Raw genomic sequence first — 22105 nt, forward strand, 5'->3', positions numbered from 1 at the left:
CTATACTAAACAGGATCTACATCAATCAAAAGTCCTTCTTGTATGAAGATCCATGAATTATATATATATTCTTTTAAATTTGATAAGTCAGTACCTCGAATCATAATCGCTAAACGATACATATCCCGTACTTTTTTGATACTTGCTTCATAAGGTCCATTAATGAGAATATCGGTATCACCTTTATGGACCTCTAAATCGCTTACAATACGATTAGCTATGGCCTCTAAGGTCTCCATATTTTGATGACGCACTACCATGTGAATCATCTCTCTAAACGGAGGATATCCTAATGCTTTACGATTTTGAATTTCTTCGTTGTAAAAGCCTACATAATCATGAGCCTTACTCTTTATTATAGCATAATTTAACGGATTATATGTTTGTATTACTACACTGCCCGGTTTATCACCACGACCAGCTCGTCCAGAAGTTTGGGTAAGCAAATCAAAAGTTCTTTCAGATGCGGAATACACAGGAATATTTAAAACCGAATCAGCTGTTAAAATACCAACCGCTGTTACATCTTTAAAGTCATGACCTTTTGACACCATTTGTGTTCCCAGTAAGATGTCATATTTATGAGTCCCAAAATCATGTAAAATATCTTCTGCTAATTGTTTATTTTTAGTTACGTCTTGATCAAGGCGGGCAATACGAGCCGATTTAAAATGACGTCGCAACTCTTCCTCTACCTTTTGTGTACCTGATCCAAAGAATTTAATGCGTTGACTATTGCACTTTGGACAGACCGTAGGAATCGGTTCATGATGTTCACAATAATGGCACCGTAATTCTTCACCTGCTTGGTGATACACCATAGCTACATCACAATGAGGACACATAATAGTTTCCCCGCAATCGCGACACATTACAAAGGTACTATAACCACGTCTGTTCAATAGAATAATCATTTGGTTATGTTCATTCAATGTTTTTTGAATTAAGCTACTCATAGCATCAGAAAAAACAGAATAGTTGCCATGAAGAATTTCTTCCTTCATGTCCACAATAGTTACTTTTGGCATTGGTTGTTCAAAAATACGATGTGGCAATTCAAGCAACTGATATTCCCCTTGCTTAGCTTTATAATAGGAGGTTACAGATGGTGTTGCAGAACCTAGTATTACAGGACAACCATGTGCTTCCCCACGCCATAATGCAACATTTCTAGCATGGTAACGAACCATGTCCTCTTGCTTATAAGAAGTATCATGCTCTTCATCTACTACGATAAGTCCAATGTCCTCAGCTGGAGCAAATACTGCTGATCGTGCACCAATGATAATATGACTATCCTTGCGACGCAAACGCTCCCAGTTATTATTGCGTTGTTGAACTGTTAACTTACTATGAAATACTACAACTTCATCACCAAAGGTTTCTACAAAACGACGCACTATCTGATCTGTCAAAATAATTTCTGGAACCAAAATAATAGCAGTTTTATCTTGGCTAATACATTTTTCCGTAGCTTTTAAATACAATTGGGTTTTTCCACTACCCGTTACGCCATGTAACAAAAAGGTTTTATGCTGATGTGTGTTCATCGCTTCTTGTATCGGTTCATACACGGCTTGTTGTGCATTAGTTAGTGCTATATTTACTTCTTCTGTTAATAGTTCATCAAATGAGGTTTTTGTAGCTTTAAATCTAGATTCAATAGTAATCCCCTTAGCTTCACTAACTTGTTTAATGACCATTCGTGAAAAACCTTTAGCCAATAATAAAGCTTTTGATGCGCCCCCTACTTCAAGTAAATATTTTGCCAACTCTCGTTGTTTCTTTTTTCGTTCACTAAATTGTTCTACCGTGAAAGCAGGTGTAACGACAAGCCATTCTTCCCTAGGCGCCTCATAAGATTTTAGAGTTTTATTAACAGTAAATAAACGCAATGCATCGCCATAAGAGAATAAATAATATTCATTTAAACGACGAGCAGTATCCATCATTTCAGGTGTGAACCAAGGTTCATTGTCTAATACTTGAACAATATTTCGCAATGTGAACTCAGGGGGCTCGCTTAAATCTTCATAGCCAATCAGAATTCCCTCTTCGCGACTATTGCCTAAAGGAATAAGTACACGTGTACCAGGTAAGATATTGCCAAACTTTTCAGGCATTAAGTAGCTTAATGGTTTATGAAGTTGTTTAGCAGGTCTATTGATGATAACTTTTGCGACACGCATACATTATTTCCTTTCATTTACTATAAAAGGTCTCAGTAGAAATTCTACTAAGACCTTTTGTATTATAAGCCAGCTTCAGCTTTTAAAATTGCTGCTTTGTCTGTACGCTCCCAAGGTATATCTACATCAGTTCTACCAAAGTGACCATATGCTGCAGTTTTGCGATAATGAGGTTTTAACAAATCAAGCATTTCAATAATACCTGCTGGACGAAGGTCGAAATGTTTCTTAACGAGTTCTTGAATTTTAGTTTCCTCAACATGACCTGTACCAAAAGTATCAACCAAGATAGATACAGGATGAGCAACGCCAATTGCGTAAGCAACTTGTACTTCACACTTATCAGCAAGGCCTGCTGCTACAACATTTTTAGCTACATAACGAGCTGCATATGCTGCAGAGCGGTCAACCTTAGATGGATCCTTACCAGAGAAAGCACCGCCACCATGACGAGCCATACCGCCGTAAGTATCTACGATAATTTTGCGGCCAGTCAAGCCAGCATCACCATGAGGACCACCGATTACGAAACGGCCAGTTGGGTTAATGAAATATTTTGTATTTTCATCAACAAATTCAGCAGGCAATGCTGCATCGATAACAAAGCGTTTCAAGTCTGCTTTAATTTGTTCTTGCGTAACTTCAGGGCTATGTTGTGTAGAGATAACAATTGTATCAATACGTTTTGGTTTACCATCAACATATTCAACAGTAACTTGAGTTTTACCATCTGGACGAAGATATGTTAAAGTGCCATCTTTACGAACTTCTGTAAGACGACGAGATAAACGATGAGCCAAAGAAATAGGCATAGGCATAAGTTCAGGTGTTTCATTAGATGCATAACCAAACATCATACCTTGGTCACCAGCACCGATTTTATCTAGTGCTTCACCATTACCATCTTTAGATTCAAGAGCTTCATCTACGCCCATCGCAATATCAGCAGATTGTTCATCAATAGAAACAAGTACACCGCAAGTGTCGCAGTCAAAGCCAAATTTTGCACGTGTATAACCAATTTCACGAACTGTATCACGTACGATGCGAGGAATATCTACATATGTATTAGTAGAAATTTCACCTACTACATGAACTAGACCAGTAGTAACTAAAGTTTCACAAGCTACACGAGCAGTTGGATCCTTTTCAATAATCGCATCCAAAACAGCGTCAGAAATTTGGTCAGCTATTTTATCTGGATGGCCTTCAGTAACAGATTCAGAAGTAAAAAACATATGTTTTTCAGCCATTTTATCCTCCTAATACGAAAAAAAGCCTCTCATGTACTCATGAGAGACCCTCCCATCTAACGACATTTGTCATAGGAATTAGCACCTTTTCCTCTTGGAATGGTTGCTGTAGCTTCATAGGGCCTATCCCTCCACTACTCTTGATGAGTTACAGAAATATTATAGTGTATTTACATTGATAAAGCAAGTCATTATTACATATCTTTCTATCAATTACAAACTACAAACATAAGATTCTCTCATGTATCGTGTTATTTATTTTTTACCAATTCCACAACTTCTTTCATAATATTATGGGCCAATTCAGATTTTTTCATATTCGGCATTTCTTTAGGATCTTTATGAGGATATAAGAAGTATCCTTCATTCGTATCTACATTAAAACCTGCATTAGATTTACTAACATCATTTGCTACAAGCATATCTAAGTTTTTTCTAATTACTTTATCTTGACCGTATTTAATAACATGCTCAGTTTCCGCTGCAAAACCTACAAGAATTTGATGTTTCTTTTTAGCACCTAAACCTTGTAGTATATCTGGATTTTTAACAAGTTCTAATGTCATGGACTCCATTTTCTTTATTTTTTGTTCTGCCTTGTGAAGGACTCTAAAATCAGATACTGCTGCCGCCATGATAACCACATCTACCTCGCCATATCGAGATTCAACAGCATTTTGCATAGATAAAGCAGAGTCAACAGGAACAAAATCTACTCCACTAGGTACGGCTAAAGATGTGGGTGCACTGATCAAAATAACGTTAGCCCCCATCCGGGCTGCTTGCTCAGCAATAGCATACCCCATCTTTCCACTAGACCGATTACCAATATAACGAACAGGATCGATATTCTCTTGTGTACCACCGGCTGTAACAAGCACTGTAATACCTTCAAGTTCATTAGATTTGCACATCTGTGATTCAAGCCAATCTACAATAGCTTCAGGCTCTGGTAAACGCCCAACACCGGTAACCCCACAAGCAAGCCATCCTTCCGCAGGTTCCATAATATGGTAGCCAAGAGAACGTAAACCTTCCAAATTACGTTGAGTAATCGGATTGTTATACATTTCTGTATTCATAGCAGGACAAAGATATTTTGGAGCCTTAGTAGCCATTATTGTTGTTGTTAGCATATCATCTGCAATACCGGCATATATTTTACCAATTACATTTGCCGTAGCTGGAACAACCACATATGCATCTGCCCATTTAGCTAATGCAATATGCTCCACATCCCATTGATGTACTTGTTCAAACATGTCGATAGCTACAGGATGTCCACTAATTTCACCAAATGTAAGAGGTGAAGCTATATGAGTGGAATTTTGAGTCATAACAACCTTTACTTCAGCACCTTTTTTACGAAGCCTGCTCACTACTTCAATTGCCTTATACGCAGCAATACCTGCAGATACAGCGACAATGATATGTTTTCCTCGCATTTTCTTCTCCTTTTAAAAATTCCTTGTATCAACGATACAAGGAATTGTTGTTCTTATTTAATGCCTTCTTTAGTGCGTTTATAAGTCACTTCACCTTCGGCAATTTCATAAAATGCCAAGGAAACAGGCTTGTCAGTTGCATGTGTAGATTCAGCTAAGCATGGTTCGCCATCTGTTAGTTCACGAGCACGTTTAGCTGCTAATGTTACCAAAGTATATTTACTATCTACTTGATTTTCCAATTTTTTCAATGGAGGTTTTACCATCATACTATCACTTCTCCTTAGACTCTTGATACTGTTTATAAATAAATTGAATTTGCTCTTTATTGCGACTAATCTTACAGGATTCAGCTCGTAAGATAGATGCAACCTTCTCAGATGCTTCTCCGAGATCATCATTTACAACTATATAGTCATATCGATGGGCTAATGCCAATTCAGAACAAGCTAATGACAACCGTTTATCAATAACTTCTTTCGCATCTGTACCGCGATTATGTAAGCGCTCAGATAACTCAGTTAATGACGGTGGTACTATATAGATAAATACAGCATCACTAAAACGTTCTTTAACTTGCATAGCACCTTGAATATCAATTTCTAACAGTACACTTTTACCATCATCCAATAAATCCATTACATGTTGCTTAGGTGTACCGTAGTAATTATCATATACCTTTGCATATTCTAAAAATGCATCTTCACTTAATAGAGTTTCAAACTCTTCTTTCGAGCGAAAGAAGTAATTAACCCCTTCCACTTCACCAACACGTGGTGCCCGTGTGGTCATTGAAACGGAATATACTAAATTAGGCATTTCTTTTCGAATATTCGCACAAATCGTACCTTTACCTGCGCCAGATGGCCCGGATATAACGATTAATAATCCTCTGTCTGACATATGTACTCCTATGATTCTACTGTATCTTCGTCTACATCATATTGCACAAGTCGATGTGCTACGGTTTCTGGTTGAATTGCAGATAATACAATTTGACCACTATCCATAACTAATACAGCACGAGTCTTACGACCATATGTAGCATCAATGAGTAGGCCCTTGTCACGCGCATCTTGAACCATACGTTTTATCGGTGCAGATTCGGGACTAATAATAGCCATAACACGGTTAGCAGATACCATATTACCAAAGCCTATATTCAATAACTGAATACTCATTTATGGACCTCCTATTACTCTACATTCTGTACTTGTTCTCTAATTTTCTCTAACTCACATTTTAGCTGAACCACAAACTCTGTAATACTTGAATCCATAGCTTTGGAACCAATTGTATTCACTTCACGATTCATTTCTTGCAAAATAAAATCCACCTTACGACCGATGGAATTCTCATCTGCAAGTGTGTTTTTTAATTGTACCACATGTGAGGTAAATCGGACAATCTCTTCCGTAATATCAGTCTTATCAGCTAATAAAGCAATTTCCTGCAAAAAACGATCTTCACTTATACTCGCCTCTAAAGACACTAAATATTCTTGAATTTTTCCCTTTATATGCTCACGATACGCATCTACAGCGCCGGCTTTATTCTCATCAATAATCTTGATTATATTTTCTAAAGTAGTGATACGAGACAATAAATCTTGTTCAATATGTTTACCTTCTACTGTACGCATTGTTATTAAGGCATCCAGTGCTTGGTTTGTAGATTCTTGTACTATTTCTGAAAGCACATCTTCTGCAATCGGAGTATCTTGTTGTTGTATCCATTCATTAGAAATGGAATTGACCGCTTGTAAAGGCACCTTTTTAGGGTCATCATAAAACTCTTCTCGAACAAGCAATTCTTGTATCTGCTTCCTCAATACACTATTTATTGTAAAAGTTTTAGGTCTTTCCCCTGCATCTTGAATAGAAACAGATACTTCAACTTTACCACGAGTAATCCGATCTTGTACTAACCCGCGAATAATACTTTCAAAAGGGTTTATTTGCTTTGGACTACGTATAAATAAATCCAAAAATCGTGCATTTACAGTCTTAATTTCTACCGTACAGGTAATGCCATCTTTGGTTGCCGTACCAGAACCAAAACCGGTCATACTTTTCATATGATATCCTCCTTAGCAGTTTTTATTATTGTACCACGAATTATACATTCCGTGTTTAAATACTAAGAATTATATGTACATTATGTTATACTAAACTATACTTCTAAATAGAATTGAAAGGAGTACCATGAATTTAGACGGACTTACCATGTCTGTTCTCGCTAAAGAATTAAATGAGCGATTACAAACAGGTCAAATACAAAAATTATATCAAATAGATAAAACTACATTACTATTTAAAATTCGTGCACTTAACGAAGATCAAAGCCTAGTCATCACTGTTGGTGCAACCCCTGCGATGTATCTCAGCAAACCTCTTCAAGATTTACCAAAGGAACCTAGTTCACTATGTATGTTCTTACGTAAACATATTGAGGGTAGCCGTATTGTAAAGGTTGAACAAATCAATGGTGACCGAATCATGTGTATCCAAACGGATAAGCTTGAAATGGATGGTTCTATTACGAGTACATTTATATATGTGGAACTAATGGGCAAGTATTCAAACTGTATCTTTGTTCAAGATGGAGTTATTCTAGAATCATTAATTCATGTATCACCTTTAATGAATCGTGAACGTTCTATAAGTCCTAAACTACACTATGAATTACCACCTAATGCTAATCGTGTAAGTTTAATGGATTTTGATTATGATGAAATCAAAAATTTACTTACCTCCTTCGGTGATAGCACTGTACAACAATCTATACGTGCCATCTTTAACGGTTTTGGTAAACCTTTGTTGGATGAAGTATTATTGGCTTCAAATCTTAGCGGTAATGAGATCATAAGCGACTTAATTCCCACGCAAGTTGATGCCTTAGCTAAGGCGTTATATGAGTTAAAAATTAAGCTCAATGAAAGTAATGGTTTGCTTACTTTAATTAATGATAATAATAAAAAAGCACATGCTACTTTTATCCTACAAAATTATAAAGTACTTAAAGAATATAGTACGATTTCAGAACCCTTAGAAGAATCAATTCATAATACAAAATCCATTCACACTGCAGATAAAGAACTAGAAAAGATCTTAACAGCAGCCATAAAAAAAGAAGAAGTTCGTCATCAAAAGATTAAAGATGAATTAGATGACACCAATAAAATGGATACATATAAACTATATGGTGATATCTTAATGATTAATGCTCACTTACAAGTTCAATATGAACCTTCTATCCAATTACCAAATCTTCTTTCTGAAGATGGAGAATTATTAACAATTCCTCTAAAGCCAAATCTTACAATTGTAGAAAACGGTCAATGGTATTATAAGCTCTATACTAAATTAAAAAATCGTATGGTCAGTGGTGAATATCAACTTAATGCTAGTACTACAAAACTTGAATATCTCAAATCAATTTTATATAGTATTTCATTAGCCACTACCCGTGAAAGCTTAGAAGAAATTCGTAAAGAATGTATGGATGCAGGCATAATCAAAAAATCGAAGAAGCCATTATCATATAAATTAGGTAAATCAAATTACATTCATTTAACCATCGATGAAGGTGAAATATTTATTGGCCGTAACAATCAACAAAATGAATATTTGACTCATCGATTTGCCAAACCAACAGATATTTGGTTCCATACACAAGATATTCAAGGTTCCCATCTCATATTAAGACTTAATGTAGAGCCTGATGATATGATTCTATCTAAAGTCGCTCAATACGCAGCCTACTTTAGTAAGGCACGTGAAACTAGCAAAGTACCTGTAGATTATACATACATTAAAAATATCAAAAAGCCACCTGGGTCTCCACTTGGTTTTGTTATTTTTAGCACTCATCAAACAATGATCGTTGAGCCTAAAAAGCCTGATAATTATAATGAATAAAAAAGAAGCGAAGGAAATCCTTCGCTTCTTTTCTTATAATATTATTGGTTTTCTTCTGTACGTTGTTCAGTTTGTTTCAAACTTTCACGATTTTGACGTAAGCTTTCCAATGTTTTTTCTAAATTATTTTCCACATATTTAAGAACATCACCAGCATATTGAATGGAGCTGGATTTCAATTCCTCAGAGGATTGGTTAGCTGCATTGATAATTTGATTAGCTTGTTCTTGAGCTTGTTTAACTAGTTCACTTTCAGCAGTTAATTTAGCAATGTAGTCTTTAGCTTGATCAATCAAAGTTTCAGCTTGACGTTGAGCATCAGCTAGTACTTTATCTTTATCTGCTACAATACGACGAGACTCTTCAAGTTCCAATGGTAAAGACTCTTGAATAGAATCAATAATACGCATAATTTCGTCTTCCTCAACCATACGTTTTGTAGTCATAGGAATACGGCTGCTAGATTCAATAAGAACCTCTAAATCTTCTAATAATTTTTCTGTTTTCATACATTTCACCCCTATTTATTATGGACCGTATTAAAGCGTTCTTCAAGTTTTTCCTTAACATCATCCGGAACTAAACCATCTAGCTTACCGCCAAATTTTGCAAGTTCACGAATACCTGTGGAGCTGACGAAAGAGTATTTATTATTTGTCATAATAAATACAGTTTCAATATCATCATCCAAATATTTTGCAAACAACGCACGTTGAAATTCATATTCAAAGTCACTTAAAGCTCGCAATCCTCGAATGATTATAGTGGCATTCTTAGATTTAACATACTGGTTAAGTAGACCACCTGTACAATCAATTTCAACATTAGGAATATGTTTGACAGAATTTTGAATCATCTCAACCCGTTCTTCCATGGTAAATAAGGAATTTTTATTTGGGTTAGAGCTGACAGCAATGATTAATTTATCAACTAATCGACTGCCTCGTTCAAAAATATCAACATGTCCATTTGTTACTGGGTCAAAACTACCCGGACACACACCTATACGCACAGGTTTAGCTCCTTTCAGCAGTGTTTACAAAATAGGAAACCATCGTATAACCAAATTTCTGTTCTTTTATACATTTCCATGATTCAGGCAAGGTAAATGCCTCGTCCTTATGGTGCTCTAGTAGTAAAACACCTTCGGGCTTTAATAAATCACAGTCTACAACCATATCTATGGTCTCTTGTATAAATCCATTTTCATATGGTGGATCAGAAAAAATATAATCGAACTGTCGTCCCATTATATAATTTTTTAATTGTGAAAGTTTCCTCGGAATGATTTCTAACCGATCTTCCACATGACAATGTTTGGCATTCTCCAAAATCAATTTTCCTGTTTTAAAGTCTACCGCTACTGCATGTGCTGCACCACGACTTAAGGCTTCAATAGCTACTGCACCTGTACCTGAAAATATATCTAATACATGAGTACCAAATATACCTCTATTAGATAATACATTAAACACACTTTCACGAACACGATCAAGTGTAGGTCTAGTATCTACCCCTTTAGGTGCTTTTATAGTATGTCCCTTTGCAGTTCCGCCAATAATTCGCATACAACCCTCACAAGATTATACTCATTAATTATAGTATATAAATAACCAAATTAAAAGTATCTTTTATTTATGATACTTCAATTTTAATATCTCGTCCCATCAATTCTGCTAATGCCAAAGCAGGAGATTTTTCTTCATATAAAACTTCATATAAAGCCTTTGTTATAGGCATTTCAATATGATGTTCACAAGCCATTTTATAAATAATGTCAGTAGCAAAGAAACCTTCTACAACCATATTCGTATGATTAATAATATAGTCCATCGTCTTTCCATCTGCTAATTGTTGTCCAGCAGCCCGGTTGCGACCATGGGGACTCATACATGTGGCAATCAAATCTCCCATACCAGCAAGGCCAGCATAGGTTTCTTTTTGTGCTCCTAAGGCTACACCAAAGCGGGTCATCTCATGCAACCCACGTGTTAAGAGTAATGCTTTACAGTTATCCCCTAACTTTAGACCGTCTACAATACCAGCCGCGAGAGCAATAATATTCTTTGTAGCCCCCGCTAACTCAACACCAGTAATATCGGTATTTGCATAAATTCTAAAGTTTTGACTACATAATGCTTTCTGTAACATCGTGGCCACATCAAGATCTTCTGTACTTAAAACAGATGCAGCCGGTAAATCTCGTCCAATTTCTTCCGCATGGTTTGGACCAGATAAAACAGCGAGATTACATCCAACTGTTCCTAGAACCTCTCTCATAACTGTAGTCAGCAATTTGCCAGTAGTACGCTCTACACCTTTTGAACAAAGTATATACGATTGTTCTTTATGAGCATAAGGTCTAATAGACTCTAAACTAGTACGTACATGTACAGATGGCGTAACCATGAGAATGATATCGGCCCCTTTAATACAGGTAGCAAGATCTGAACTATATACTAATTCATTTGGTAATGTTACGCCAGGTAAATACTCTTTATTCTCTAGATCTTTAGCTAATTGATCTGCAAATTCTGGGCGACGACAATATAAAGTTGTAGTATTTCCAGCTAATACGGATTTAATAGCAAGAGCAGTTCCCCAGCTACCAGAGCCGACAACAACAACATTCATATATTAATCCTTTTTGATACGTTCTACTTTTAACTCATTACCTGCAAGTAAACGTTTGATATTATCCCAATGGCGAACAATGACAAATAAAGCAGCCAAAGCGCCAAAGCCAACGAACCAATAAGATTCGCCTGTAAAATACATTAAGATTGGTACCAAAGCGGCAGCTATAATTGATCCTAGTGATACGAGCTTAGTGAAATAGACAATAACGCCCCATACCAAGAAGGCAATCAAAGCAACTAATGGTGACAAAGCAATTAATACACCTAGTCCTGTAGCTACGCCACGACCACCTTTAAAGCCTAAGAATATAGACCAGTTATGGCCCATCATAGCAAGGATACCACCTAAGATCATATACATAGGTCCATAAGAGGATAATAATACTACCCCAGCCGCGCCTTTTAAGGCATCACAGAGAAATACAGGTAATGCAGCTTTGAGACCTATAACGCGATATGTGTTAGTGGCACCTATATTTTTAGAACCATATTGGCGGACATCTGTATTAAAGAAGGTCTTACCGATAATTAAACCACTAGGAATTGAACCAATAAGATATGCCAATATAGCATATACGATAACCATAATATCCATTAGTCTTCATCATCCCGTTTCTTACCACGCAACACTAAACGAATTGGTGTTCCTTCAAAGCCAAAGGACTCACGTAATCTATTTTCCAAGAAACGCATATACGAGAAGTGAATTAACTCTGGTTCATTTACAAACAAAATAAATGTAGGTGGTTTAACACTTGCTTGTGTCATATAGTAAATCTTTGGAATTCTGCCATTACGAGATGGTACAGGATTTACTGTTTGAGCATCTTGCAATAATTGATTTAATGTACCTGTAGATACACGGCGATACTGTTGTTCAGAAACGAATTTCAACATATCAGCTAAGCGATGAATACGTTGCTTAGTCAATGCAGATGCAAATAGAATCGGCGCAAATTGTAAGAACCCTAATTCATCATAAATATCTTCAGTAAAGCGCAGTGTTGTTTTATCATCTTTTTCAACAAGATCCCATTTGTTTACAACAATAATTACACCCTTGCCTGCTTCATAGGCATAACCAGCAATTTTCTTATCTTGTTCTGTAACACCATCTTGAGCATCAAGCACAAGAACAACAATATCCGAACGGTCTACAGAGCGTAAAGAACGCACAATACTATATCGTTCAACAGCTTCTTCGATTTTAGATTTACGTCGCATGCCTGCAGTATCGATAAGGACAAATTTTTGATCTCCATGAGTCCAATATGTATCGATGGAATCACGTGTTGTGCCTGCTACATCAGATACGATTACGCGGTCTTGCCCTAATAATGCATTAGTCAAAGAAGATTTACCTACATTAGGACGGCCAATAACCGCTACGTGAATAGTGTCTTCATCATCAACATTTGTACCAACTGGAGGGAAATGTTTAACAGTATCGTCAAGCAAGTCACCTAAATTCATTAAATTCTTAGCAGAAATACCAATTGGATCACCTAAGCCAAGATTATAGAATTCATAAATATTAGGTTCTTGATTAACACTGTCAATTTTATTAACAACTAAAACTACAGGTTTGCCGCTAGCACGTAATATATTTGCAACTTCTTCATCAGCCGGAACAATCCCTTGTTTACCATCAACAACAAATAATATTACATCCGCTTCTTCAATTGCTAATTCAGCTTGTAAACGCATCATCTTAGGAATAACATGACTATTATCTGTTATGAATTCGATACCACCTGTATCTATCATTGTAAATTCACGATTTAACCACTCTGAGTCAAAGTAAATACGATCCCGTGTTACACCAGGAATATCTTCAACAATAGAGATTCGTTTATTAACAATGGCATTAAAAAGTGTAGATTTCCCTACATTTGGACGACCTACAACAGCCACTAATGGTTTTGCCATGGTTTCACCTCATTATCTAATCTAATACATTACTATATTTTATCATATTCTACGTAAAGTACGCAAAAAGGCTAACCAAGGAAACCTTGGTTAGCCTTATATTAGACAATGAATTATTCAGCGTCTTCTGCAGTTTCTTTTGCTTCCATCAATTCAGTTAAAGCCAAACCCAATTTCTTTTCGTCTTTGTTAAGAGAAATGATTTTAACTTCTACTTCTTGACCGCGGTTTAAGTAGTCTTCAACTTTCGCATTACGTTGTTTTGTAATTTGAGAAATGTGAAGTAAACCTTGAATGTCGTCGTTAACAGCTACGAATGCACCGTAAGCTACCAAACGAACAACTTTGCCGTTAATAACATCGCCAACATGCAATGTTTCTTCAGCTACGTCCCATGGGCTCTTAGTCAAAGCTTTTAAGGACAAGGATAATTTGTTGCTTTCAGCGTCGAAGGATTGTAATTTAACTTCGATTTCTTGACCAACGGAAAGAACATCTTCCACTTTTTTGATTTTTTGCCAAGAAATGTCGGAAATGTGAAGTAAACCTTCAATACCACCGATATCTACGAAAGCACCATAAGGCATGATTTTACGAACAATACCTTTATAGTTGTCGCCAACGTTGATGTTTTTCAATGCTTCAGCTAATTTAGCTTGACGTTCTACTTCCAATACTGCACGACGGGAAAGAACCAAACGGTTTTTCTTTTCGTCGATTTCAAGTACTTTAGCTTCGAATTCTGTACCAACCAAGTTGTCCAAGGATTTTACGAAATGAACATCACCTTGGGACAATGGAATGAAACCACGAAGGGATTTAACTGTTACTACCAAACCTGCTGGGATAGCATCAATACCTTTACATACGATAGCTTCATCTTTTTCTTGTGCTTCGATAACATATTGCCAATCTTCATCTTTAGCCAAGCGAGTCATGGAAAGATAAATAGGATTATCTTCTTTGATGTGGTTCATGATAACTGCTTTAATTTCATCACCATTTTTCAACACATCTTTGGCAGATTCTGGTGCTGGATAAGAAATTTCAGTTCTGTTCAAAATGGCTTCAGTTTTGTAGCCAAAAGATACATAAGCGCGTTCATCTTCAACTTGAACTACTGTACCTTCTACAACGTTCCCTTTCTTAAATTCTTCTTGACCTTCTGCTGCTAATAATTCTGCAAAATCTTTCATTGTCTCAATGACCTCCTTAATAATCCAGTCGGGAGTCGATGCTCCTGCTGTAACTCCTACCGTCTGTACTCGGTTAAACCATTCCAGTTGTAATTCAGTAGAAGTTTCAATGTGATAAGTTGTACATCCAACGTCACGACAAACCTCTGCCAATCGGTTTGTATTGCCGCTATTCTTACCGCCTATCACTATCATAAGATCTACATTACGTGCTAAGTCAACGGCAGAGTTCTGTCGTTCTTGCGTTGCATTGCATATCGTTTTGAAAACCTTAAGATTCTTAGATTTTTTCTCTAATATCTCTATTATACTGTTAAATTTGAATTGTGAAAAGGTTGTTTGTACAACAACACCCATTTTTTCCACAATTTGTAGTTTTTTTGCGGATTCTTCATCTTCGATGATTATTCCTTTGTTATTTGCCCATAAATTGATACTTTTTACTTCAGGATGGTTTTTTTCGCCCAAAATCACCAAAGTCATTCCATCTTCTATGACAGACTTAGCATCTTGTTGCGCTTTTTTTACATGAGGACATGTAGCATCTAAAATATGTAATCCCTTTTCTTCAGCTTCTGCATAAATAGCAGGGCCTACACCATGAGATCGAATAATCATTGTCCCTTCGTCAATATCTGCTACCTCTTGAATAGGACTTACACCTTTACTTTCAAGGCGACCTACAACTTGAGGATTATGAATGATAGGACCTAATGTATAACTTTTACCCTTACCCTCGGCAGCTTCATTAGCCATTTCAACGGCTCGCTTAACACCATAACAAAAGCCATGGTTTTCAGCCAAAATTATTTCCATAAAGTCTCCTCTATACGATTTTCATGATACGAATCTATCATGCGTTGAATTTCACCTTTAACACGATCATTAACCTCTTTGATTGCTTCAGGTGTTGGTTTAGCTTTATTTACAGGAACTTGTTTACCAATAATACAAGCTACTTGATTTTTCTTCATATTATGAGATCCAATAATAGCAACTGGTGTTATACCAATGCCTGTACGCAATGCAATTGATGCTGCGCCATCATGAAATCTTCCAAGCTTACCGCTCTTTTGACGGTTTCCTTCAGCAAATATCCCTAGCACCTTATTGTCTTTCAATAATCCTAAGGCATGACGTATAGCTACCTTGTCGATAGCACCGCGATTTAGTGGAAATGCACCAAGCCATGTACAGAAAAATCGAGAAATGGGATTCACAAATAATTCCTGTTTCGCCATGAAATGTACATGTCTAGGTAATGCATAGCCACAGATAGGCGGATCATTGTTACTCAAATGATTTGGTACAACAATAACGGGACCTTCCATAGGAAAATTATCACGCCCATATACCTTTAGTCCATAACCGACTTTATAGCGCAACCAAAAGGCAGTACGCCAAAGCCATGTAGAAAATTTATTCATCTTAGATTCGCTCCTGTACTAGATGTAATATATGTTCCACTGTTTCATCAAACGTCATGTTACTAGAATCCACAACAATAGCATCCTCAACGCACACCAGTGGAGATTCATCGCGATTTTTATCCATTTCATCGCGACTTTCAACATTCTTTTTAATGTCTTCTAATGATTGCTCATTAGAAGTACCTTGAACTTCAAGCCATCTACGTTTTGCTCGTGCATCTACAGATGCTGTTAAATATATCTTCAATTCAGCCTTTGGTAGTACAACAGAGCCTATATCGCGACCATCTAAAATAACACCACCAACAGCAGCCATAGCTTGTTGGCGTTCAACTAAGTATTCACGAACACCTTTATAAGAGGCAATAGTCGATACATTCTCATTGATTTGTTGTTGTCGAATTAGATTTGTCACGTCTTGACCTTTTACAAATACTTTACAAGCATTTGCAGTAGGCTCTAATGTTAAATCTAATGAAGGGAGCAATGATTCTACGTCTTTTTGATTTTTCACATCAACATGGCTATCGAGAACCGCCCATGTTACACCTCGATACATAGCGCCTGTATCGATATATAAATAACCCAATTCATTGGCCACTACTTTTGAAATACTACTTTTACCAGCCCCTGCAGGACCATCAATAGCAATGGCAATTTTTTTTGTATTCATAATAACCTCTATTCTTCATCACCATGTACAGCATGCATAGCCGCCACATAACCAGTAGAAAAAGCAGCTTGTAAATTATAGCCGCCCGTAAAGGCATCAATATCCAGAACCTCACCAGCACCATATAAGCCTTTCACCAATTTAGACTCCATGGTTTTGGGACTAAACTCTTTTAACGAAATACCACCGGCTGTAACAATTGCTTCTGCTACAGGGCGTAACTCCTTTACAGTTAATGTCATATGTTGTAATACATGACATAAACGCATACGTTCTTCTTTTGTAATTTGATTAATTGGTTTGCTTGGATCTAATTCAGCAAGGTTTATCACAATCGGAATCAGATTGACAGGTAATAAATCTTTCATCCCATTAGCTAATTGTTTTTTTGAATATAAATCAAAATCCTTCTGTAAGCGTTTGTCTAAAACTTCTGCAGTTAATGCAGGCTTCAGATTTATTTCAATAGTGATTTGTGGATTTTTCTTACGCAACAATTTGCCTACTGTATGACTTAAAGACAAGATTGTAGGACCCGTAAGGCCAAAATGAGTGAACATCATTTCCCCAAATTGTTTTGCTTGTAACTTATTTTTCGAAATAACGGATACCTCAACATTACGAAGACTAAGCCCCATAATATCTTTTACCCAAGATTCCCCTGTTACAATTGGTACCAATGATGGTCTTATATCTGTAATGGTATGACCAATTTTTTTAGCTAAAGCATATCCATCACCAGTAGAACCAGTTAACGGATAAGAGGCACCACCGGTACAAATGATAGCGGCATCACAAGCATATTGTTCCTTATCTGTTGTAACTCCTACAACACGACCATCCTCAACAGTAATTGATGTAACAGGTTCATTTAAATGAACTTGTACTTTATACTTTTTAAGGATTTTCATGAATATATTGCGTACTTCTAAAGCAGAATCAGATTCTGGGAATACACGTCCCCCTCGTTCAACCTTAGTTTTTAAGCCACAACTATGTAATAATTCAAGCAAGTCTTCATTACTAAAGCGTTCATAAGCGCCATATAGAAACTTACCATTACCAGGCGTATTTTTAATGAACTCGGTCATATCTGCACTATTTGTAATATTACAGCGACCTTTACCTGTAATGCCCATCTTCTTACCAACCATATTCATTTTTTCTAGTAAGATGACACGTGCCCCTTCACGACCAGCTATAACAGCTGCCATAAGACCTGCTGCACCACCGCCAATGACTACAATTTGTTTCATTCCTTACCTGCTCCTAACGCTTTTAGAGCTTTTACTTCACGAATTGTAAGCTGACGAGAACCACCACGTTTAACACCACCTAAGGTAAGCCCAGCATAGGCAATTCGTTTTAAGTTATGAATACGGTACCCAAAGTGTTCAAACATACGACGAACTTGGCGATTACGACCTTCATGGATTGTAATTTCTACTTCATGAACACCATTATGATCATCAAAACCGAGATCTACAATTGTTGCAGGAGCTGTTATACCATCTTCCAGTGCTACACCATTGGCAATAACCTGTAAATCTTCATCACGAACACGGCCCTTAATACGCACCTCATATGTTTTTTCTACGCCCTTAGACGGATGAGTTAAGTTTTGAGCCAACTCACCATCATTAGTCAACAACAATAACCCTTCTGTATATAAGTCAAGGCGACCTATTGGATAGATTCGTTTTGATTCATTTTTAATATAATCTATAACAGTTTCACGACCTTGAGGGTCAGACACAGATGTAATAACCCCCTTTGGTTTATTTAACAAGTAATAAACTGGTTTCTCTTGGGCTAATAATTGACCATTAACCTTAACTTTATCCTTTTGAGGATCAATTTTCACACCTAATTCAGTGATTCTACGACCATTAACCTGAACTTTTCCTTCTGTAATCAATTCTTCTGCCTTGCGTCGTGATGCTACACCACAACTAGCAATAAATTTTTGTAATCGTTCCATATTATCCTTCTGTTTCTGAAACTTCTTGATGTAAAGCCTCAATAGATTCTACGCCAGCACTTCTTAAAAACTCGTCAGTTGTTCCGTAAAGAATAGGTCTTCCTACAGTATCTTTATGACCTAGTTCCGCAATAAGAGATCGAGTGAGTAATTGTTTAATAATCTTATCACTATTTACACCGCGGATTTCTTCAATTTCAGCTTTAGTTATAGGTTGTTTATAGGCTATGACAGCTAATGTTTCCAACGCTGCATTAGATAATTTATCTTCTCTCTTACGGATATGCCCTACATAGTCAGCACTTTCCATGGCACTAACTAACTCAATACCTGCTCCAGATACTCTCAAACGGATGCCGCGATTTTTCTCTTCTAGTTCCCGTTGTAATGTATCTATATAATCTTGTACTTCCTCTTTTGAAAGTTCAAATACTTCTTCAAGCATTTCTATTGATATAGGTTTTGCCGATGAGAATAACACGGCCTCTAAATGCATTGTTGGTAAGCTCATATAGCCCCCTTTCTATACGGTACCTTCTAAGGCTGCAGTGAATATAATATCATCCTCTTCATAGCGCATTTCCATAACTTGTTGCTTCAACAATTCTAAAACAGCCATAAAGATTGTTACCATACCACTTTTTGTTTCAATTGCTATTAATAACTCTCTAAAATATAAACTTTCACCACGTCGTACTCGACTAGATAAAGACAAAATCATATCCTCTAAACTATAACTGTCTTTTTCAACTTTGACCTCGCGAATAGGCTCCTCTTCAGGTAATTCCTTAGCGCGTTTTATAGTCTGATAAAAAATCTCATATAATCGGGAAAGTTCTAAACTATATACATTGTCTATCCCAAGTACGCTTGTTTCTTCAGGTCTACTAAATATGTTGGCGGATACAGCTGTACGTTCCATCAATATAGCTGTAAAATCTTTGATTTTTTTAAACTCTACTAATTTAGCTACCAATTCATCACGTGGATCTTCAGCATCCTCCGGCTCAGGTTCAGCTTTAGGTAATAGCATACGCGATTTAATTTGTAACAAAGTAGAAGCCATTACAAGAAACTCACTACTATAATGAATATCAAAGTGATTCCAATTATCTAAATATTCCAAGTATTGACTCGTAATTTCAACGATAGGAATATCGGTGATTTCTATTTTATGTTTTTCAATAAGATGCAAAAGCAAGTCCAAAGGACCTTCAAAGACATCCAACTTGTAATTATAATCTCCCATAAACCCCAATCCTTAGAAAATATACTTTAACTATATAATTATAAAGCATTTATAGTAGTACTTTCAAATAATTGTTTTTTTTACAGTCATCTGCTATCTTTATTATAGTAATTATTATATATTATAGAAATAAATTATTGTGTATTCCTTCAAGAGGGGATTTATTATGTCATCTAATTTAAAGCAAATTGGGAGAAACCCCATCTTTCGCTTTGGTATCATTGGTATTGCTTTATATATAGCTCTATTTTTCATCTATGAACCTATTACACTAGGTCTAGATGTTGAAGATATAACGATTTTAGCAGTACCAACAATTGTAGGTACTTTTTTATTTCAATATTTTATGGGATGTACCGTTTTTCATAGACCATTTTTGGGATATGGCTTAGTCGGTATTCTTTGGGCCCTTACATTCCCACTTTTGTTCCACTGGTCCTATGTAAAACCTTTATATTTTTATGAATTTGCTAATGATTTTTTATTTGGCTTATTAATCTTTATGGGTTTATCGGGGATTCAATTTTTACTGAACCAAACGAATCGTCTCCATAAAACTACATCATTAATCATGGCAATTATTACCATGATATTGAGCCTTATCCCATTCTTACAAATAGGATACTATCTAACTACATGGCATTGTTTAACGCCAGCTAGTTTACTAGCAGTATACATGACAAATCCTGAAGAAGCATTTGGTTTCTTAAAAAATGCTGCTGGTATTCCTGGTCTTATCGCTGTTGGTATTGGCCTTGTAATATGGACCTATCTACTCTATTGGTCTAATCTAGGAATGAAAGCGGTAGTAAACTTAAATACTACACGACCTATGCGCTCTACATTGCTCATTGCATCTATAGTAGCATTCTTAGTATACGTACCATTCTTCTTATTCCCGAAAACATGTATTGTAGCAAACTGGATTGCAGCTGGCGACTATGTAAAACAAATGCAACAATATAATGATAACCATCATTTAGTATTCGATTCCTTCAATTTGGATACAAAGGAAACTTCTGCTAATAAAACACCAGGTACTATCATATTAGTCATCGGTGAATCTAGTTCTCGTGATTATATGAAGGTATATAATCCAAACTTCCCTTATGATGATACGCCATGGCAAGGTACTATGCGTGCAGATAATAAAGATTTTGTCTTCTTTGATAACGCATATTCATCATACGTACAAACAGTACCTACCCTCGAACGTGCTCTATCCGAACGCAATCAATATGATGATAAACCATTCCTTGATTCAGCAAACATCTTAGACGTAGCTAAAAAGGCTGGTTATACTACTTCTTGGTTTAGTAACCAAGGTGTATTTGGTGAATACGATACAGCCATTTCTCTAATGGCCAAAACAGCAGATACTACAAAATGGTCTCACGAATCATATGCATTCTCTGACCGCTATGATGAATCTTTATTGCCTTTATTACAATCTGTAGATCCAACGAAAAATAACTTTATTGTTATTCATATCATGGGGAGCCATATTTATTACAATGACCGTTACCCTCATGAGTTTAGTAAATGGAAACAAGGCCCGTATCCAGATGGCCAAGAAGCATATGCTAATAGCCAACTTTATACTGATTGGTTATTACAACAAATCTATACGTATGGTAAGGAAAAATTAAACTTACAAGCTATGGTCTATTTCTCTGACCACGGTGAAAGTTTAGATAAATCTCATAACCCAGATACATTTGACTTTGTTATGACTCACATTCCATTCTGGATTTATTTATCTCCTCAATATCGTGCAGCGTATCCTCAAACTGCAGAGGAACTTACTAAGCACGAACATCAATACTTTACAAATGATTTACTATATGACACATTAATCGGTCTTATGCATGCACCTAACCAACGTTATGATGCAACACGAGACTTCAGTAATGATAAGTATCGATTTAATTTACATAACCTTACTACCTTACTAGGGGAACAACCATTAACTAATGATCCTGTAAACGCAGGAAAATAAACTTTAATATTTCTAGTAATATAAAAACATTTTATTATGTTAGTATAATGTAGTTTAGGTTTAATGTAGTTTAGGTTTCACTAACACGAAAAAAGAGATGAGTTTTTAACTCATCTCTTTTTTTGTTGTACGCCGAATAGGCATGACTAAACCCCCAGTTAAACTGGGGGTTGGTAAAAATTCTTAGAGAAAAGGAAAGAAC

Annotated in this window: 22 protein-coding genes and 1 riboswitch; of the genes, 2 read left to right on the forward strand and 20 right to left on the reverse strand. The window is 36.3% G+C overall.

The genetic code is table 11. The annotated features are described in order from the left end of the window. Positions 1–5: 5 nt before the first annotated feature. The 7 genes from priA to LKD20_RS03705 all read right to left on the reverse strand — a co-directional run bounded on the left by priA (position 6) and on the right by LKD20_RS03705 (position 6964). Positions 6–2189 carry a replication restart helicase PriA gene (gene priA, locus LKD20_RS03675; RefSeq protein WP_227720945.1) on the reverse strand — a complete coding sequence of 728 codons (2184 nt, stop codon included), beginning with the start codon at positions 2187–2189 and terminating at the stop codon, positions 6–8. Between the two features lie 62 nt (positions 2190–2251). Beyond that, positions 2252–3442, reverse strand: a complete 1191-nt coding sequence (gene metK, locus LKD20_RS03680) for a methionine adenosyltransferase (RefSeq protein WP_227720946.1) — start codon at positions 3440–3442, stop codon at positions 2252–2254. A 49-nt stretch (positions 3443–3491) separates the two neighbouring features. Further along, positions 3492–3592, reverse strand: a riboswitch (SAM riboswitch). A 101-nt stretch (positions 3593–3693) separates the two neighbouring features. Next, complete coding sequence (coaBC, locus tag LKD20_RS03685) at positions 3694–4887, reverse strand: bifunctional phosphopantothenoylcysteine decarboxylase/phosphopantothenate--cysteine ligase CoaBC (protein WP_227720947.1); 1194 nt, start codon at positions 4885–4887, stop codon at positions 3694–3696. Positions 4888–4940: 53 nt separating this feature from the next. Further along, complete coding sequence (rpoZ, locus tag LKD20_RS03690) at positions 4941–5156, reverse strand: DNA-directed RNA polymerase subunit omega (protein ID WP_060924653.1); 216 nt, start codon at positions 5154–5156, stop codon at positions 4941–4943. Positions 5157–5160: 4 nt separating this feature from the next. Next, positions 5161–5790, reverse strand: coding sequence for a guanylate kinase (gmk, locus tag LKD20_RS03695; RefSeq protein WP_119206419.1), 630 nt, complete (start codon positions 5788–5790; stop codon positions 5161–5163). Positions 5791–5798: 8 nt separating this feature from the next. Beyond that, positions 5799–6068 (reverse strand): extracellular matrix/biofilm regulator RemA, encoded by a 270-nt coding sequence (gene remA, locus LKD20_RS03700; protein ID WP_005386753.1) that lies wholly within the window; start codon positions 6066–6068, stop codon positions 5799–5801. A 14-nt stretch (positions 6069–6082) separates the two neighbouring features. Further along, a complete protein-coding gene (locus LKD20_RS03705) occupies positions 6083–6964 on the reverse strand; it encodes a YicC/YloC family endoribonuclease (protein WP_227720948.1) in 882 nt (293 codons plus the stop codon). 127 nt (positions 6965–7091) lie between these two features. On the opposite strand from LKD20_RS03705, the gene LKD20_RS03710 reads away from it, so the two are divergent. Beyond that, positions 7092–8807 (forward strand): Rqc2 family fibronectin-binding protein, encoded by a 1716-nt coding sequence (locus LKD20_RS03710; RefSeq protein WP_227720949.1) that lies wholly within the window; start codon positions 7092–7094, stop codon positions 8805–8807. A 41-nt stretch (positions 8808–8848) separates the two neighbouring features. On the opposite strand, the gene LKD20_RS03715 is transcribed toward LKD20_RS03710, so the two are convergent. The 13 genes from LKD20_RS03715 to LKD20_RS03775 all read right to left on the reverse strand — a co-directional run bounded on the left by LKD20_RS03715 (position 8849) and on the right by LKD20_RS03775 (position 19904). Beyond that, complete coding sequence (locus LKD20_RS03715) at positions 8849–9316, reverse strand: hypothetical protein (RefSeq protein WP_005386756.1); 468 nt, start codon at positions 9314–9316, stop codon at positions 8849–8851. Positions 9317–9327: 11 nt separating this feature from the next. Further along, a complete protein-coding gene (gene coaD, locus LKD20_RS03720; protein ID WP_024066177.1) occupies positions 9328–9819 on the reverse strand; it encodes a pantetheine-phosphate adenylyltransferase in 492 nt (163 codons plus the stop codon). A gap of 4 nt (positions 9820–9823) precedes the next feature. After that, positions 9824–10375 (reverse strand): 16S rRNA (guanine(966)-N(2))-methyltransferase RsmD, encoded by a 552-nt coding sequence (rsmD, locus tag LKD20_RS03725; RefSeq protein WP_060924657.1) that lies wholly within the window; start codon positions 10373–10375, stop codon positions 9824–9826. Between the two features lie 67 nt (positions 10376–10442). Then, positions 10443–11441, reverse strand: a complete 999-nt coding sequence (locus LKD20_RS03730) for an NAD(P)H-dependent glycerol-3-phosphate dehydrogenase (RefSeq protein WP_227283002.1) — start codon at positions 11439–11441, stop codon at positions 10443–10445. Between the two features lie 3 nt (positions 11442–11444). Then, positions 11445–12041, reverse strand: a complete 597-nt coding sequence (gene plsY / locus LKD20_RS03735; RefSeq protein WP_024066174.1) for a glycerol-3-phosphate 1-O-acyltransferase PlsY — start codon at positions 12039–12041, stop codon at positions 11445–11447. Next, complete coding sequence (der, locus tag LKD20_RS03740; protein ID WP_227720950.1) at positions 12041–13375, reverse strand: ribosome biogenesis GTPase Der; 1335 nt, start codon at positions 13373–13375, stop codon at positions 12041–12043. Before der ends, plsY begins: the two co-directional genes overlap by 1 nt. A 113-nt stretch (positions 13376–13488) precedes the next feature. Beyond that, positions 13489–15387: a bifunctional 4-hydroxy-3-methylbut-2-enyl diphosphate reductase/30S ribosomal protein S1 gene (locus tag LKD20_RS03745; RefSeq protein ID WP_060924660.1), complete on the reverse strand. Its 1899-nt coding sequence runs from the start codon at positions 15385–15387 to the stop codon at positions 13489–13491. Beyond that, positions 15378–15998 carry a lysophospholipid acyltransferase family protein gene (locus LKD20_RS03750; protein ID WP_105085548.1) on the reverse strand — a complete coding sequence of 207 codons (621 nt, stop codon included), beginning with the start codon at positions 15996–15998 and terminating at the stop codon, positions 15378–15380. The genes LKD20_RS03745 and LKD20_RS03750 overlap by 10 nt, the downstream gene beginning before the upstream one ends. Before the next feature lies 1 nt (position 15999). Then, on the reverse strand, positions 16000–16674 hold the full coding sequence (gene cmk, locus LKD20_RS03755) for a (d)CMP kinase (RefSeq protein ID WP_227283004.1): 675 nt from the start codon (positions 16672–16674) through the stop codon (positions 16000–16002). Positions 16675–16682: 8 nt separating this feature from the next. Next, positions 16683–17930, reverse strand: coding sequence for a BaiN/RdsA family NAD(P)/FAD-dependent oxidoreductase (locus tag LKD20_RS03760; RefSeq protein WP_227720951.1), 1248 nt, complete (start codon positions 17928–17930; stop codon positions 16683–16685). Beyond that, positions 17927–18655, reverse strand: coding sequence for a pseudouridine synthase (locus LKD20_RS03765; protein ID WP_024065982.1), 729 nt, complete (start codon positions 18653–18655; stop codon positions 17927–17929). The genes LKD20_RS03760 and LKD20_RS03765 overlap by 4 nt, the downstream gene beginning before the upstream one ends. A 1-nt stretch (position 18656) precedes the next feature. Continuing rightward, positions 18657–19166 carry an SMC-Scp complex subunit ScpB gene (gene scpB, locus LKD20_RS03770; RefSeq protein ID WP_227720952.1) on the reverse strand — a complete coding sequence of 170 codons (510 nt, stop codon included), beginning with the start codon at positions 19164–19166 and terminating at the stop codon, positions 18657–18659. 12 nt (positions 19167–19178) lie between these two features. Beyond that, positions 19179–19904 carry a segregation and condensation protein A gene (locus tag LKD20_RS03775; protein WP_024065984.1) on the reverse strand — a complete coding sequence of 242 codons (726 nt, stop codon included), beginning with the start codon at positions 19902–19904 and terminating at the stop codon, positions 19179–19181. Between the two features lie 166 nt (positions 19905–20070). On the opposite strand from LKD20_RS03775, the gene LKD20_RS03780 reads away from it, so the two are divergent. Further along, entirely contained in the window at positions 20071–21903 is a 1833-nt protein-coding gene (locus LKD20_RS03780) for a phosphoethanolamine transferase (RefSeq protein ID WP_227720953.1), read from the forward strand. The last annotated feature ends 202 nt before the right edge of the window (positions 21904–22105 follow it).

The sequence above is a fragment of the Veillonella fallax genome (genome assembly GCF_020687175.1).
Classification (GTDB): domain Bacteria; phylum Bacillota; class Negativicutes; order Veillonellales; family Veillonellaceae; genus Veillonella; species Veillonella fallax.

Coding starts and splice junctions, on each gene's coding strand:
- priA (WP_227720945.1), bottom strand. CDS start 2,189: ATGCGTGTCGCAAAAGTTATCATCAATAGACCTGCTAAACAACTTCAT.
- metK (WP_227720946.1), bottom strand. CDS start 3,442: ATGGCTGAAAAACATATGTTTTTTACTTCTGAATCTGTTACTGAAGGC.
- coaBC (WP_227720947.1), bottom strand. CDS start 4,887: ATGCGAGGAAAACATATCATTGTCGCTGTATCTGCAGGTATTGCTGCG.
- rpoZ (WP_060924653.1), bottom strand. CDS start 5,156: ATGATGGTAAAACCTCCATTGAAAAAATTGGAAAATCAAGTAGATAGT.
- gmk (WP_119206419.1), bottom strand. CDS start 5,790: ATGTCAGACAGAGGATTATTAATCGTTATATCCGGGCCATCTGGCGCA.
- remA (WP_005386753.1), bottom strand. CDS start 6,068: ATGAGTATTCAGTTATTGAATATAGGCTTTGGTAATATGGTATCTGCT.
- LKD20_RS03705 (WP_227720948.1), bottom strand. CDS start 6,964: ATGAAAAGTATGACCGGTTTTGGTTCTGGTACGGCAACCAAAGATGGC.
- LKD20_RS03710 (WP_227720949.1), top strand. CDS start 7,092: ATGAATTTAGACGGACTTACCATGTCTGTTCTCGCTAAAGAATTAAAT.
- LKD20_RS03715 (WP_005386756.1), bottom strand. CDS start 9,316: ATGAAAACAGAAAAATTATTAGAAGATTTAGAGGTTCTTATTGAATCT.
- rsmD (WP_060924657.1), bottom strand. CDS start 10,375: ATGCGAATTATTGGCGGAACTGCAAAGGGACATACTATAAAAGCACCT.
- LKD20_RS03730 (WP_227283002.1), bottom strand. CDS start 11,441: ATGAATGTTGTTGTTGTCGGCTCTGGTAGCTGGGGAACTGCTCTTGCT.
- plsY (WP_024066174.1), bottom strand. CDS start 12,041: ATGGATATTATGGTTATCGTATATGCTATATTGGCATATCTTATTGGT.
- der (WP_227720950.1), bottom strand. CDS start 13,375: ATGGCAAAACCATTAGTGGCTGTTGTAGGTCGTCCAAATGTAGGGAAA.
- LKD20_RS03745 (WP_060924660.1), bottom strand. CDS start 15,387: ATGGAAATAATTTTGGCTGAAAACCATGGCTTTTGTTATGGTGTTAAG.
- LKD20_RS03750 (WP_105085548.1), bottom strand. CDS start 15,998: ATGAATAAATTTTCTACATGGCTTTGGCGTACTGCCTTTTGGTTGCGC.
- cmk (WP_227283004.1), bottom strand. CDS start 16,674: ATGAATACAAAAAAAATTGCCATTGCTATTGATGGTCCTGCAGGGGCT.
- LKD20_RS03760 (WP_227720951.1), bottom strand. CDS start 17,930: ATGAAACAAATTGTAGTCATTGGCGGTGGTGCAGCAGGTCTTATGGCA.
- LKD20_RS03765 (WP_024065982.1), bottom strand. CDS start 18,655: ATGGAACGATTACAAAAATTTATTGCTAGTTGTGGTGTAGCATCACGA.
- scpB (WP_227720952.1), bottom strand. CDS start 19,166: ATGAGCTTACCAACAATGCATTTAGAGGCCGTGTTATTCTCATCGGCA.
- LKD20_RS03775 (WP_024065984.1), bottom strand. CDS start 19,904: ATGGGAGATTATAATTACAAGTTGGATGTCTTTGAAGGTCCTTTGGAC.
- LKD20_RS03780 (WP_227720953.1), top strand. CDS start 20,071: ATGTCATCTAATTTAAAGCAAATTGGGAGAAACCCCATCTTTCGCTTT.